The organism is Mycoplana dimorpha (assembly GCF_003046475.1).
Lineage (GTDB): Bacteria > Pseudomonadota > Alphaproteobacteria > Rhizobiales > Rhizobiaceae > Mycoplana > Mycoplana dimorpha.
The window spans coordinates 57806-71416 of record NZ_PZZZ01000006.1 but is presented as its reverse complement, the minus strand read 5'-3'; the positions used below and the strand labels follow the sequence as shown (position 1 = coordinate 71416).

11 protein-coding genes are annotated in these 13611 nt (G+C 65.0%); 3 read left to right on the top strand and 8 right to left on the bottom strand.

The window, feature by feature from the left end; genetic code table 11:
- Positions 1-47: 47 nt before the first annotated feature.
- Both C7449_RS15050 and C7449_RS15045 read right to left on the bottom strand, forming a co-directional pair.
- Positions 48-1481: an aldehyde dehydrogenase family protein gene (locus tag C7449_RS15050; protein ID WP_108003947.1), complete on the bottom strand. Its 1434-nt coding sequence runs from the start codon at positions 1479-1481 to the stop codon at positions 48-50.
- A gap of 140 nt (positions 1482-1621) precedes the next feature.
- Positions 1622-3109, bottom strand: a complete 1488-nt coding sequence (locus tag C7449_RS15045; RefSeq protein ID WP_108003720.1) for a S10 family peptidase — start codon at positions 3107-3109, stop codon at positions 1622-1624.
- Positions 3110-3337: 228 nt separating this feature from the next.
- Here C7449_RS15045 and C7449_RS15040 point away from each other — a divergent pair, with 228 nt between their 5' ends.
- On the top strand, positions 3338-3766 hold the full coding sequence (locus C7449_RS15040) for a CHRD domain-containing protein (RefSeq protein WP_108003719.1): 429 nt from the start codon (positions 3338-3340) through the stop codon (positions 3764-3766).
- 153 nt (positions 3767-3919) lie between these two features.
- Here C7449_RS15040 and cueR read toward each other — a convergent pair whose 3' ends face one another.
- From cueR to C7449_RS15005, 6 genes are all read right to left on the bottom strand, one after another.
- Positions 3920-4330 carry a Cu(I)-responsive transcriptional regulator gene (gene cueR / locus C7449_RS15035; RefSeq protein WP_108003718.1) on the bottom strand — a complete coding sequence of 137 codons (411 nt, stop codon included), beginning with the start codon at positions 4328-4330 and terminating at the stop codon, positions 3920-3922.
- A complete protein-coding gene (locus C7449_RS15030) occupies positions 4327-6831 on the bottom strand; it encodes a heavy metal translocating P-type ATPase (protein WP_108003717.1) in 2505 nt (834 codons plus the stop codon). The genes cueR and C7449_RS15030 overlap by 4 nt, the downstream gene beginning before the upstream one ends.
- A gap of 227 nt (positions 6832-7058) precedes the next feature.
- The gene (locus C7449_RS15020; protein ID WP_108003715.1) at positions 7059-8462 is read right to left on the bottom strand and encodes a c-type cytochrome; all 1404 of its coding nucleotides are present in this window, start codon (positions 8460-8462) and stop codon (positions 7059-7061) included.
- A complete protein-coding gene (locus tag C7449_RS15015) occupies positions 8459-10090 on the bottom strand; it encodes a GMC family oxidoreductase (RefSeq protein WP_108003714.1) in 1632 nt (543 codons plus the stop codon). The genes C7449_RS15020 and C7449_RS15015 overlap by 4 nt, the downstream gene beginning before the upstream one ends.
- Before the next feature lie 9 nt (positions 10091-10099).
- Positions 10100-10609, bottom strand: coding sequence for a sugar dehydrogenase complex small subunit (locus C7449_RS15010; protein WP_108003713.1), 510 nt, complete (start codon positions 10607-10609; stop codon positions 10100-10102).
- Positions 10610-10668: 59 nt separating this feature from the next.
- Positions 10669-11079: a DoxX family protein gene (locus C7449_RS15005; protein WP_108003712.1), complete on the bottom strand. Its 411-nt coding sequence runs from the start codon at positions 11077-11079 to the stop codon at positions 10669-10671.
- 359 nt (positions 11080-11438) lie between these two features.
- Here C7449_RS15005 and C7449_RS15000 point away from each other — a divergent pair, with 359 nt between their 5' ends.
- Both C7449_RS15000 and C7449_RS14995 read left to right on the top strand, forming a co-directional pair.
- Entirely contained in the window at positions 11439-12563 is a 1125-nt protein-coding gene (locus C7449_RS15000) for an AI-2E family transporter (RefSeq protein WP_108003711.1), read from the top strand.
- Between the two features lie 288 nt (positions 12564-12851).
- The gene (locus C7449_RS14995) at positions 12852-13565 is read left to right on the top strand and encodes a cyclic nucleotide-binding domain-containing protein (protein WP_108003710.1); all 714 of its coding nucleotides are present in this window, start codon (positions 12852-12854) and stop codon (positions 13563-13565) included.
- Positions 13566-13611: the final 46 nt, after the last annotated feature.

Sequence of the window (13611 nt, the reverse complement as noted above, 5' to 3'; positions counted from 1 at the left end):
ACGCCGATGCGCCCGGTCGATCACTTGTCCGACGGCAAGCGGCCCGCTCAGGCGGCGTCGGGGCGATGGACGGTCTTCACCTCGAGGAAATCCTCCAGGCCGAAGATGCCGCCCTCGCGGCCGTTGCCGGACTGCTTGTAGCCGCCGAACGGGCTGCCGTAGCGATGCGGTCCACCGTTGATGTGGACCATGCCGGCCCGAAGGCGTGCGGCGACGCGTTCGGCGCGGTCCGGATCACCGGTCTGGACATAGGCGGCGAGGCCGTAATCCGTGTCGTTGGCGATCGCGATCGCCTCCTCCTCGGTATCGAAGGGGATGATCGAAAGAACGGGGCCGAACACCTCCTCGCGGGCGATGCGCATGTCGTTCTTGACGTCGGCGAAGATCGTCGGGCGGACATAGTAGCCGGTCTCGTAGCCCTCCGGCTTGCCGGGTCCTCCGACCAGAACACGCGCGCCCTCGGCCACGCCCGCCTCGATGAGCGCCTGCACCCGGCCGAACTGGACGTGCGAGACGAGCGGGCCGATGTGGCTGCCCGGCTCTTCCGGATTGCCGACGGTCGCCGCCTTGCCGGCGCGCTCGGCGATCTCCAGCACCATGTCGTAGACGGAGCGCTCGACGAGCATGCGCGTCGGCGCATCGCAGGACTGGCCGGAATTGTTGAAGCACTCGGCGACGCTGCCGGCGACGCGGCCTTCGAGGTCCGCATCGGCAAATACGAGGTTCGGCGACTTGCCGCCGAGTTCCAGCGTGACGCGCTTGACGGTGTCCGCGGCGTCCTTGCTGACCGCGATGCCGGCGCGGGTCGAGCCGGTGAACGACATCATGTCGATGTCCATGTGCTTCGAAAGGGCCGCGCCGCATTCGAGGCCGTCGCCGTTGACGAGGTTGAACGTGCCGGCCGGGAAGCCGGCCTCGTCGACCATCTCGGCATAGAGCAGGGCGTTGAGCGGGGTGAATTCGGACGGCTTGAGCACGCAGGTGCAGCCGGTCGCCAGCGCCGGCACCACCTTCAGCGCGATCTGGTTGATCGGCCAGTTCCAGGGAGTGATCAGGCCGCAGACGCCGATCGGCTCGCGCCTAACCACGTCGCCGTTGGGCAGTACCTCGCGGCTCTTCAGCCGCTTCAGCGCATCGATGAAGCCCTGCAGGTGGCCGACACCGACATCGGCCTGCTGCTCGGTGCTCATGGTGATCGGCGCGCCGAGCTCGAGCGTGATCGTGCGGGCCATCTCGTCATAGCGGCGCTTGTAGATGGAGAGCAGCTTTTCCAGCAGCGCGATGCGCTCGTCGACGCTCGTGCGGCTATAGGTGGAAAACGCCCGCTTCGCCGCGGCGACGGCGCGGTCGATATCGGCGGCGGTGCCCATGGAGATCCAGGCGATCGGCCGTTCCGTGGCGGGGTTGATGACCTCCAGGTCATTGGCCTTCAGCGGATCGACCCACTTGCCATCGATATAAAACTTGCGTTTGTCGAGCATGCTTTCCTCCATCCATTCACTGTCTTGGCCGTGCGCCCGGCGCCGCGGCCAGCCGGCGGCGAATGTCGACTGCCGGGACGGAAAGCGCAAGGCCTCCCCAGCAAATGTGATCACATTTTTTCGCAGGTCCGGTCCGGCGGTCAGTCCTTGTCCCGTCCGGCATAGAACGACCGAACATCGGCGGTCAGCTTCCGCCGCTCGTCCGGATTGGTGTAGAACATGTGGCCGCCCCGATAGACTTCGAGCGTCGCGCGGTCGGCGACGAGCGCCGGCGGCAGGTGGTCGAGGACGTAGCGGCTGGCGCCATAGGGGGTCAGCGCGTCGCTGTAGCCATGTGCGACCAGCAGCCGGAACGAGGGAACGACCGACAGGAGATCGCGCAGGTCGGGCGTGACGCTGACCTGGGAGCGGGAGCCGTTCCAGTCCCAGTGGCGGTTCACCTCCTTGTCGAGGAGGCGATAGGTCAGACTGGTGGAAAAGCCCAGTTCGTCGCGGGCATAGGCCGAGAAGGCGGCGCCGTAGGCGCGGGTGAGCCCGTCAAGGATCGGATCGGCGCCGCGGTCGGCGGCGGTTTCGGGATAAGGGTCGTCGGCGAGAAAGGCCGCATCGTAGGGGCTCGCGACCTTGCCGGGCGCGCCGGCAATGCTCTTGGTGTAGATGTCGCCGACAAAGCCGCGGGCGCGGGCCACCTCCGCCTTTTCGATCCCCGTCAGTGCCGCCACCCGCGTGTAGAAGCGCTCCGCCTCCTCGCCGGTCGGGAAGGGGCCGGCTAGCGAAACGAGGTAGTCGGTCATCGCGAACCGCTCTGCCGCCGCCACGGCCTCCTCGCTGAACGCGCCCTTGCGCTCGAGCGCCGCGGCCGCGAGCGAGGGGAGTTGCAGGGCGGCGTCGAGCGGGTCGTCGCTGTCGAACACCAGGCTGCCATTGATCAGCGGCGAGAGCATGATGATCCCCGAAACGACGATACCCTGCCCCTCCTTCAGGGCGGTGGCCACCTTGGCCGCCCGGAAACCGCCATAGCTTTCGCCGAGGAGAAATTTTGGTGCCGCCATTCGGCCGGCCTTCTGCAGGTAGAGCGCAATCACCTTCGCCAGGCTTTCGGCGTCCTGCCGTACCCCATAGAAGGCTCCCTCCGCCTCCTTGCCGGCAGGCCGGCTCCAGCCGGTGCCGACCGGATCGATGAGGACGAGATCGGTGAAGTCGAGCCAGCTGTCGGGATTGTCGGAGAGGGCCGGCTTCGTGCCGTCCCGATTGCGGGCGTCGAACTCCAGCACCCGCGGGCCGACGAGTCCCAGGTGCAGGTAGGCCGAGGCGGCGCCGGGCCCGCCGTTGAAGGCGAAGGTGAGCGGCCGGTCGACGCCGGCCTCCTTGGCCACATAGGCGGTGTAGAAGACCTTCGCCGAAATCTTGCCGTCCTGGTCGCGAAGTTCGAGCGTGCCGGCGGTGGCGACATAGGAGAGGTCGCCGGACGGACGCTTGAGGACGTGCTCGGTGACGGCGTCGGCAGGCAGAAGGTCGAGGATCCCGCTGGCGGCGCCGCCGTTATTTCCGGCGTCCTGCGCGAAAAGCGGCGTCGCGACGGAAAGGCATAATGCGACGACGGCGGCGAAGAGCGGGTGGCGATGCATGTCCGAATCCTTTCCTGCGCACGGCTGTCGTCAGTCTGGCTCAGGTGCAGACCTATCGGAACTCAACTCAAGTTGATCGCCATGAATATTGGCGACGATAGCCGGTCGCCAACTCGCGGTGTCCGAGGTCGCGATGGCTCGGCACGCAAACCGACTTCGGAACGGAACCGAGGCCGCTCTCACAAGTTTCGAGCGCTTGGAGCGTGGCAGACCCTTAGGAGGTGAGCGATGTGGCGTTGCAGGAATTCTCTTCTAACCGGACTGGCCGTAGCCGCTATCCTGGCCAGCAATCCCGCCTTTGCCGAAACCTTGAAGTTCATGGCCGATATGAAGGGCTGGAGCGAAGTGCCGCCCAACGACAGCGCCGCGACGGGCGTCGGCGATGTCACTGTCGACACCGCCGCGAAGCGGCTGACATGGACCGTCACCACCAGCAACCTGTCCGGCGAACCGGTTGCCGCGCATTTTCACGGACCGGCGGACCCGGGCAAGAATGCCGATCCGGTCATCGACATCTCCGACTCCCTGGCGTCCGGTTCGGCCGACATCACCGACGAGCAGTTGGCTGACCTGCAGGCCGGCAAATGGTATCTGAACGTCCATACCGACAAGTTCCCTGACGGCGAGATCCGCGGCCAGGTGGAAAAGGTGCAGTAAGACGATATCAGAGCCTGCTCAGCGGTTTTGGGTTCGCAACCGCCACGAGAAGCAGACTGCAGTTCGGGAGACAAGCGGAGCTTCGGTCCTCAAGGCGAACGCGGGGGCTGCGCATGGCCGGGATCCGCCTCTCGGCGGCAGAAGGAGCGGCGCTCAGCAGCAATCCTTTCCGGCCCCGCCGGTCGCCAGTCGCTCGAGGATTGGGCAGTCCGGCCGGTCGTCGCCGTGGCAATGGGCCGAAAGGTGCTGCAGGGTCATTACCATCTCCTGCAGTTGCCGCATCTTTGCCGTCAACTCCTCGATATGCGCGCCTGCGATGCGCTTGACGTCGGCCGAGGCCCGGCTGCGGTCCCGCCAGAGTGCAAGCAGGTCGCGGATCTGGGCGATCGAGAAGCCGAGGTCGCGAGCGCGGCGGATGAAGGTGAGGGTGGCGAGATCCTTCTGCCCGTAGGTGCGATAACCCGAGCCGGTGCGGCCGGCCGCTTCGATGAGGCCGATCGCTTCGTAGTGCCGGATCATCTTTGCCGAGACGCCGCTGGCGGCGGCCGCTTCGCCGATGTTCATGCCCGGGCCTCCTGCGCTGCTACTGCGGAGGCGGGGCGGAACCGCTTCAGCCGCAACGCATTGCTGACGACGAAGACGCTGGAGAGCGCCATGGCGCCCGCGGCGATCGCTGGCGACAGCAGGATGCCGAAGGCCGGGTAGAGGACGCCGGCGGCGACCGGGATCAGCGCGACGTTGTAGCCGAAGGCCCAGAACAGGTTCTGGCGGATGTTCCTCATCGTCGCTCTCGAGATTGCGATGCCGGTCGCGACCCCGCGCATGTCGCCGGCCATCAGCACGATGTCGGCGCTTTCGATCGCCACGTCCGTGCCGGTGCCGATCGCGATGCCGGTGTCGGCGGCAGCAAGGGCAGGGGCGTCGTTGATGCCGTCCCCGACGAACGCGACCTTCTTTCGGCCGCCCTCAGCGAGCGACTTGACCGCGGCGACCTTGCCGTCCGGCAGCACCTCGGCCATCACCCGATCGATGCCGAGCGTGGCTGCAACCGCTTCGGCAGTGCGGCGGTTGTCGCCGGTGATCATCACCACCTCGACGCCGAGCGCCTTCAGTTGCGCGATCGCCTCATTCGTCGTCGGCTTGATCGGATCGGTGACGGCGAAGAGCGCCGCCAGCTTGCCGTCGATCGCTGCATAGAGCGGCGAGGCGCCTGCGGCCGCCAGCCGCTCCGCCTCCCTTTCGAACGGGGCGACGTCAAGCCCGCGCGCGGCCATGAATCCGACCGAGCCGGACTCGATCCGGCGGCCGGAAACGGTCGCTGAGATGCCCTGGCCGGAGGTCGCCTCGAAGGCCTCGGCGGCGGGAATGTCCAGCCCCTCGGCCTTCGCAGCCTCGTGGATCGCGAGCGCGATCGGGTGTTCGGACCGCACCTCGGCGGCGGCGACCAGCGACAGCACCTCGCTGCGGTCGAAGCCGGGCGCCGGCACGATTTCGGTCAGTTCGGGCCGGCCGAGCGTCAGCGTGCCGGTCTTGTCGACGGCGACGACGTCGGTCGATTCCAGCGTCTGCAGCGCCGTGCCCTGGCGGAACAGCACGCCGAGCTCGGCGGCGCGCCCGGTGCCGGTGATGATCGAGGTCGGCGTCGCAAGCCCCATGGCGCAAGGGCAGGCGATGATCAGCACGGCGACGGCGGCGACCAGCGCATGGGCCAGTTCCGGGCTCGGCCCGAGCACGTACCAGAGGCCGAAGGTGACGAGCGCGACGGCGATGATCGCCGGCACGAACCACTGGGTGACGCGGTCGACCAGCGCCTGGATCGGCAGCTTGGCGGCCTGGGCGTCCTCGACCATGCGGATGATCTGCGACAGCACCGTATCGGCGCCGACGCGGGTGGCGCGGAAGGAAAACGAACCGGTCGTGTTCATCGTGCCGCCGGTGACGCTGTCGCCCGGCTTGCGCTCGACCGGCATCGGCTCGCCGGTGATCATCGATTCGTCGACAAAGGAGCGGCCCTCCGTCACCTCGCCGTCGACTGCCACCTTTTCGCCCGGCCGCACCAGCACGATATCGCCCGGCACGACCGCCTCCAGTGGAACGTCCACCGGCTCGCCGTCCTTGAGGACGCGGGCAGAGGTGGCGCGCAGGCCGGCGAGATGGCGGATCGCCTCGCCGGTGCGGCCCTTGGCGCGGGCCTCCAGGTAGCGGCCGGCGAGGATCAGCGTGACGATGACGGCGGCCGCCTCGAAATAGACGTTGGCAGTGCCGCCGGGAAGAAGGCCGGGGGCGAAGGTCGCGACGGTCGAAAAACCCCAGGCGGCCGCCGTGCCGATCACCACCAGCGCGTTCATGTCGGGGGTGCCGCGCAGCAGGCTCGGCACGCCCTTCCTGAAGAAGCGCAGGCCGGGGCCGGCAAGCACCAGCGTCGCCAGAACGAACTGGATCACCCGGCTCGCCTGCATGCCGAGCGTGTCGTGGATGGAGTGGCCGAAGGCCGGCACCGCATGGGCGCCCATCTCCATGACGAAGAGTGGCGCGGTCAAAACGGCGGCGACGATCAGCGACCGCCGGAGTGCCGCGATCTCGCCGGCCCGGCGCTCCTCGTCCGAGGGCGCAGCGGCGGCTTCCGTGTCGCGGATGGCGCGGTAGCCCGTCTTCTCGATGGCTTCGGCCAGGTCCTCGAAGGCGACCGCGCCCCGCAGGAAGCGCACCCGCGCATGCTCGCTCGCCAGGTTTGCGGTGGCGTCGATCACCCCCGGAACCGCCTTCAGCGCCTTTTCGACGCGGGCGATGCAGGAGGCGCAGGTCATGCCCTCGACGGGAAACTCCAGCGTTTCCTCCGACACGCCGTAGCCGGCTTCCCGCACCGCATCTGCGACTGCCGCGACGTTTGGTCGGCCTGCGAAGGTCACGTCGGCCTTCTCGGTTGCGAGGTTGACGGCGGCATCGGTGACGCCGGGCACCTTCGCGATCGCCTTTTCCACCCGCCGCACGCAGGATGCGCAGGTCATGTCCTCGATGGACAGTTTCAACGTCTGCCGGTCTTCCGGTTTTTGGATTGTGAGCATGATCTTCCCTTTCACTGGGACGATCCTGCACCTTCCCATGATGTCAAGGTCAAGCGCTTTTTTTCTGGCGGGCGCCGACCTCAATGCTGATGGTGGCTATCGTGATGCGTTCCGTCTTGTTCGCATGCGGTTGTGAGTCCCCCACGGCGCACTCGCAAAGCATGACCAGCTTCCGCTCCACCCTGCCGACAAGCCGCGCTGAACCGGTACTCGTCAAGTCACACCACTCAATGCTGCGTCGCCAGTCTCCTGTTCCCTCTCCAGCGCAGCAAGAGGGCAATCAGGCCGATCAGGACCAGCACGGCGACAGCGAGGCCGACCCTGGCGGCCCAGACCGGCCAGGTCGACGTTGAGCCGCCGGCACGTAGCGTTGCGACCTGCGCCGCCGTGACCTTGGCCGCCGGGTTGCCAAAATTCTGGATCAGATAACTGCCCAGCGTTGCGACCTGGGTATCCGAAAGCTCCCTGGCAAAGCCTGGCATCAACACGTCCGGCTGCCGATGCAGCCCGTTGAGGATCACCATCACCAGATTGTTGGTGTTTTGACGGCCGAGCGCGGTGTTGTGCACGAGCGAGGGCAGGCCGCCTTCAAAACTGCCCTGGCCCTGCACCTGATGGCAGCTCGCGCAATAGGCGTCGTAAAGCTGCGGCCCGTTCATTTGATCGCGGTCCTGCGGCCACGCCGCGCCGCGGATGCTCGCCAGGTCGTCGGACGGCCTGCCCCAGGCAAAGACCGGCTGCGTGTCGGCCGGGTCGCGAACCGGGGGGACGGTTTTCAGGTAGACTGCCATGGCCTTCAAGTCCGGTTCCGTCATGAACCGGAGGCTGTTGTCGATTGCTTCAGCCATCGGGCCGGCCGCCTGACTCTTGGCCACATGGCCGTCGCGCATGTAGGCAACCAGTTCCTCCACGCTCCAGCCGCCGATGCCGCTGTTGGGGTCGGATGTGATGTTGGGCGCATACCAGGGGCCGACATCGCCTCCCGCCATTTGGGAAGACGCCTGTTCGCCCATGAAGAGATTGCGCGGTGTATGGCAGGTGCCGCAATGCGCGGGCCCGCGCACGAGATAGGCGCCGCGGTTCCAGTCGGTGTCGTGGGCGGGGTCCGGGTCGAACGGGCGCTTGTCGAGGAACAGCAGGTTCCATCCGGCCATCGACAGGCGGATGTCGAACGGGAATGGCAGCTTCGTCTCCGGCGGCCTTGTTTCGACCGGTGCCACACCATTCATGAAGTAGGCATAAAGTGCCGCGACGTCGTCATCAGAAAGCAGTGCATAGGCCGTGTAGGGCATCGCTGGATAGAGCAGCTTGCCGTCGGCGCGCACGCCCTTGCGCACCGCGGCGTCGAACTGCTTCAGCGTATAGTTGCCGATGCCGTTTTGCTTCGACGGCGTGATGTTGGTCGCCATGATTGCACCGATGGGAGTCGACAGCGCCAGGCCGCCGGCCATCGCTGCGCCGCCGGGCGCGGTGTGGCAGGCGATGCAATCGGATGCGGTGGCGATATATTCGCCGCGGGCGATCAGTTCTGCATCCGCGGCCAAGACCGGGCTGGTGACCCCGTAGGCGGTCGCCGCCAGTGCCAGCGCTACCGCGATGCGGCCGAATAGGCCAGACACGGCACGGCTCATGACTTTGATATCCCAGTTGCACTGGTCGAGGCGCCCTGCTGCTCCAGAACATGGGCGACCGAGCGCAGCGCCACCGCAAGACCGTTCTCCGTCGAATTGCAGGTCGAGGAAGTCGGGAGCACGGCTGTGCCGGCGAGGAACAGATTCTCGTGGTCGTGCGCCCGTCCCCATTGATCGCAGACCGACGTCCTGGGATCATTTCCCATGCTGAGCGTGCCGCAGATATGCTGGTTGTTGGCGAACTCGCCCTCCTTGCTGAAGCGCAGGTTGCTGCCGCCCATCAGATTGGCGATGCGTTGGAAGTCCTGCTGGGAGCGTTCGTGGCCTTTTCGCGTGTAATCGTCGATCGAGTAGCGCGCCTCAGGCTTGGGAATGCCCATCTCATCCTTCTCCGAACTCAGGGTGATCCTGCGTTCTGGATCCGGCAGCACCTCCAGCACGTTCTTCACGTTCATCTCGCGAGCGGCGCTGTATCGAAGACGTTTCCCCAGTTCGCTGCCATAGACGCCGGCCGCAATCAGGGCTCGCGTCGCACCATCGACGCGCGAGATGTTGGTGAAGTCGAGGCGGTAGGGCGCATGCTCGGAGCGGAACGGGCCGTCGCGCATGACGTTAATGGAGCTTGGGCTTTGCGGTCCGCGTCCCAGCCAGACGTCCTCGTCGGCGTCGAAGGTCAGCGAGGTACTGGGGTGATCCATCAAGTTGCGCCCAACCATATCGGAACTGTTGGCCAGCCCGTTGGGAAACTTGTCGCTGGTTGACAGCAGCAGCAGCCGCGGGCTTTCGATGCCGTTGGCGGCGACGACGAAGGTCTTGCCAGTAACACGATGCGAAGCCCTGTCGGGATCGTAGTAGAGCGCCGCGGTGATATTACCCTTCTCGTCATGTTCGAGCTTGTAGACATTGGCGTTGGCGATCAGCCTGGCCCCTGCCGCTTCGGCGGCGTCCGCCGAAAGTCCGCCATGATACTGGGCATTGATCGGGCAGATCGGCTGGCAGGAATTGTTGCCGCAGCATGCGGGTCGCCCGTCATAGGGGCGGCTGTTGCGTGCGGTGGTGTTGGACACGACTTCGTATTCGGGGGCGAGCCGCTCGCGCAGGCGACGCATCGCATAGGGTTCGGCCACCGGCTCCATCGGAAAGGGTTTTTGGCGCGGCGATCCGGTGTTGTCGGCGCCCGACACCCCCATGATCTCCTCGGCCTCCTGGTAGAACGGCTCCAGATCGTCATAACCGAATGGCCAGTCTACGCCGACGCCATAAAGGCTCTTGATCCTGAAATCGTTGGGCAGGTTGCGCCAGGCATGGGCTGCCCAGTGCCACGACGTGCCGCCGACCTGGCGGATATACTCGGCAGCGTAGGGATATGCACCGGCCTGCACGATATGATTGTTCGGCTCCGGCTGGTAGATCGGATGCGGCGCCCACGGCACCGAAGGATAGGGCGACATCCAGTCGCTGCGGCGCGGGGAATTCCTGAACCGCGCCACCAGTTCGGCGAGCGTGACGCGCGGCCCTGCCTCGAGGATGATCACCGAGGCTCCGGCGAGCGCGAGTTTTCGCGCCGCCAGCGAACCGATGATCCCCGAGCCAACGACGACGAAATCCGCGGACAATCTGTCGGCCATGTTTTTTCCTCAGCGCGGTTTGCTGGTCCAGCTACCATAAGCGCCGTAGGCATAGGTCGGCGGCTTCAGCACATCGGCGACCACCTCGGCATTGAGGGCGGTCTCGAAGGCTAGGCATCGCGCCTTGCTGCCGTCGCCGACGATGCCCATGTACCAAGCGGTCACGATCCGCCACGGAACCAGAGCCAGCGGCGACTTTTCCTCGTCCAGCACCTCTTGCAACTGCATGGGATCGGTCTTGCGCTGTTCGATCATGGCGAGCAGTGCTTTGGCGGCAGCCGGAAAGCCCGGGTCGTCGGCGACAAGCGCTGCGTATAATCGTTTGCCCTGCGCCGCATCGAGCGACCGCCAGCCGGTCAGAATCGACGAGAGCGTTTGGAACGCGCTCTGGTCGCTCTCGGTCACCTCTTGTGCCAGTGCCCAGGGGATCAACGATGCCGTGTAGGCTGACGCCAACCCAAACAACAGCAGCCGACGGGTGGGGTTCGGACTGCCGGCTAAATCGACGAACTTCTCCATGAAACTGTTCTCGTTGAACGCAATCGCATCCCGCTGCCTTTTCGCAGTGCTTCAGGGCGTCAAAAGCCAAGATAGGGCGAAGCGACCAACGCAGCCGCGCCGTCTCCCAGAAGAAAAACAGCAAAAAGAGACGCCGTCCAAAAGGCCGGGTACTCCCATCCGCCGTCGGTATTGCTGAACAGCCATCCGTTTTTGCCGTGAACGGTCACGATCGTGCCAAAAACGAGCGGCACAAGCAGCAATGCGGCGTAACGCGGCCAGATTCCAAGAATGAGACAGGCTGCGCCGCCCAGTTCCGCTGCAATCGTCACATAGGCCAGCCAGCCGGGAAGGCCGAGCGACTTGAAGTAGTCCACAGTGCCGGGGATCGTGTATACCCGGATCTTGAGCATGGCGTGAGCAACAAACATTGCACCGAGGCAAAGCCGCAACAAAAGCACGCCATAGGGGCCGGCAATCTGATCGATCATCGCGCTATTCCCATGCCTGACGTGGCATTGCGCAACGGCTGGACGCTGCCGTCAGCGTACGCCTGCTTTTACCCGTGTCAATGATCACGACAAGAAGCCTGAGGCTCGGCTGGCTGACGCCTGCCGAGAGTTCGCCAGCAGTCAAAAGGGATGCAAGTCAGCTTGCGCCAATTGTGGTCATTTTGCTCGGCTTGGACGAATGACCAAATTGGCGCAAGCAAGCGGACTGGCAGCTTTCGGCCCCCGGATTGCCCATGAGGACATTAGCCGGTCGCGCACGTGGCGTTCGTTACAAGCCTGGATGAAATGATATACGATGGTGGCATGCTCCCGCCCTTCCGGAGCTTTGCGGAGGCGATATGCGCACGATAGAGGATCTTGCGTTTCTATGGCTCCTCGTCGCGACGTCGCTGGCGTTTGGACTGATCATCTGGCCCTATTTCGGGGCCGTCCTCTGGGGCGTGGTGGCGGCGATCGTCTTCGCGCCGCTTTACCGCCGTCTGTTGTGGGTCACCGGGCAGCGCGCCGGCCTCACCGCAATCATCACCGTCGTGCTCGTCGTTCTGCTGGTCATTGTGCCGCTGATGCTGATCGCCTCCTCACTGGTGATTGAGGCCAACAGCCTGTACGACGGCATTCAGTCGGGACGGCTGGACGTCAATCAGTACCTCAGGAGCGTCGGCGACATGCTGCCGGCCTGGGTCAAAGGGCTGCTCGACCGCTTCGATCTGTCCACTGCCGGCGCCCTCCGTGAGCGGCTGTCGCAGCTGTTCTCCCAGTTTCTCCAGTTGGTCCTCACGCGCGCCCTCACCGTGGGGCAGAGCACGCTCGAGTTCATCGTCTCCCTTGGCGTGATGCTCTACCTTCTGTTCTTCCTGCTGCGGGATGGCTCAGGCCTGACACGCAGGATCAGGGACGCGATTCCGTTGCGGGCGTCGCAGCGGGACGAGCTGCTGCAGAAATTCGCGGTCGTCGTTCGCGCCACGGTGAAGGGGTCCATCCTGGTGGCAATCCTGCAGGGCGCCCTCGGCGGCTTGATCTTCTGGGTGCTGGGGATCCATGCTCCAGTACTGTGGGCCGTGGTCATGGCATTCTTCGCGCTCGTGCCCGCTGTCGGAGCGAGCATCGTGTGGCTGCCCGTCGCACTTTACCTCCTGATCTCCGGCGCGGTCTGGCAGGCGATCATCCTGGTCGCCTTCGGCACGCTGGTCATCGGCCTCGTCGACAATCTCCTGCGGCCGATACTCGTCGGCAAATCCACCAGGATGCCGGATTACGTCGTCCTGATCTCCACCCTCGGCGGCATTTCGGTGGCTGGGCTGAACGGTTTCGTCATCGGCCCGATGATCGCAGCGATGTTCATCGCCGTCTGGGACATAAATACGTCCTGGCGCCGCGCCGCTGGCATACCGGCAATACAAGCCGGTTCGCATGAGAATGCCGACAGGCTTCCGCCGAGCGGAGACACGGACTCTCGGGACTGATCGGCCGTCGAGCGCGGCAGAGTTACGTCCGAGCTTCCACGTCTGACACTTCGGTCGATCTGGCAGGAGCGGCGCCGGCGGCAACTGCTCGTCAATCCAACGTTCGTCCATGTCTTCGGCCCTTCCATGTGAGGAGGTGTTGGTCTTGCTTTTCCGGTGACGACACACATCTGCAACTGCTGGACAAAGGAACGGGAACGACGCATCGTCGATCCGATCCACCAAGTTCTGGAACTAAACACCTAGCCGAGTCCGACCGGTGAGTTATCCGCGAGAAAGGCTTGTCAAATGCTGCATTTCCAGAGGTCGACATCACCCAATGAAACCGTTGCTCCGCTGCGACCTTTGCCGGACACCGGTCTGGGTGCACCGGATGCGCTGCATAGCATCGCTCATGTCCGGCGCCTGAGACGGAACCAGGAGATATTCGACGAGGACGAGCACGGCGACAGCTGGTACTGCGTTGTCGCGGGGGCAGTTCGCGAGTATGTCGTGCAAAGCGACGGGCGCCGCCAGATCATCGACATCCTTCTTCCGGGCGACTTCTTCGGGTTCACATTGCGCAGCCATCGATGGTTCGGCGCTCAGGCCGTGGCCGAAGAGACGACGATCGAATGCTATCCGAGGCAAAAGGTGGAGGTTCTAGCGGACAAGGAACCATCCGTGGCCCATGAGATCAGAGCCCAATGCTTCCAGGCGATCGAACGGCTCGAGTCACAGATGCTCGTTGCCGGCACCATGACCTCACAGGGGAAGGTGCGCGCATTCCTTGCCTATTTTTGCGATCGGTTGGCCTGCGTCCAAGGCGATGGTGCGCCGCTGCCGATATCCCGTTACGACATCGCGGACATGCTTGGCATCTCCGTTGAAACGGTATGCCGCGCCTTCACGGAACTCCAGGAGCGCGGGCTGATCACCTTGCAGGGTCCGCGCCGCATCACGGTCAAAGGAAGCCCAACCCGATGCTGCTGTGCGGAAATTGACGACGGTCAAGGTAATTGATCGGCAGCCGCCCGAAGATGAGCAGTTGAAGCGCCCTCGCTTGCGC

Bases quoted from the DNA above. Each gene is read 5' to 3' on its own strand.
- C7449_RS15020 (WP_108003715.1), bottom strand. From the start codon at position 8,462: ATGAGCCGTGCCGTGTCTGGCCTATTCGGCCGCATCGCGGTAGCGCTG.
- C7449_RS15000 (WP_108003711.1), top strand. From the start codon at position 11,439: ATGCGCACGATAGAGGATCTTGCGTTTCTATGGCTCCTCGTCGCGACG.
- C7449_RS15005 (WP_108003712.1), bottom strand. From the start codon at position 11,079: ATGATCGATCAGATTGCCGGCCCCTATGGCGTGCTTTTGTTGCGGCTT.
- C7449_RS15010 (WP_108003713.1), bottom strand. From the start codon at position 10,609: ATGGAGAAGTTCGTCGATTTAGCCGGCAGTCCGAACCCCACCCGTCGG.
- C7449_RS15015 (WP_108003714.1), bottom strand. From the start codon at position 10,090: ATGGCCGACAGATTGTCCGCGGATTTCGTCGTCGTTGGCTCGGGGATC.
- C7449_RS15030 (WP_108003717.1), bottom strand. From the start codon at position 6,831: ATGCTCACAATCCAAAAACCGGAAGACCGGCAGACGTTGAAACTGTCC.
- C7449_RS15040 (WP_108003719.1), top strand. From the start codon at position 3,338: ATGTGGCGTTGCAGGAATTCTCTTCTAACCGGACTGGCCGTAGCCGCT.
- C7449_RS15045 (WP_108003720.1), bottom strand. From the start codon at position 3,109: ATGCATCGCCACCCGCTCTTCGCCGCCGTCGTCGCATTATGCCTTTCC.
- cueR (WP_108003718.1), bottom strand. From the start codon at position 4,330: ATGAACATCGGCGAAGCGGCCGCCGCCAGCGGCGTCTCGGCAAAGATG.
- C7449_RS14995 (WP_108003710.1), top strand. From the start codon at position 12,852: ATGCTGCATTTCCAGAGGTCGACATCACCCAATGAAACCGTTGCTCCG.
- C7449_RS15050 (WP_108003947.1), bottom strand. From the start codon at position 1,481: ATGCTCGACAAACGCAAGTTTTATATCGATGGCAAGTGGGTCGATCCG.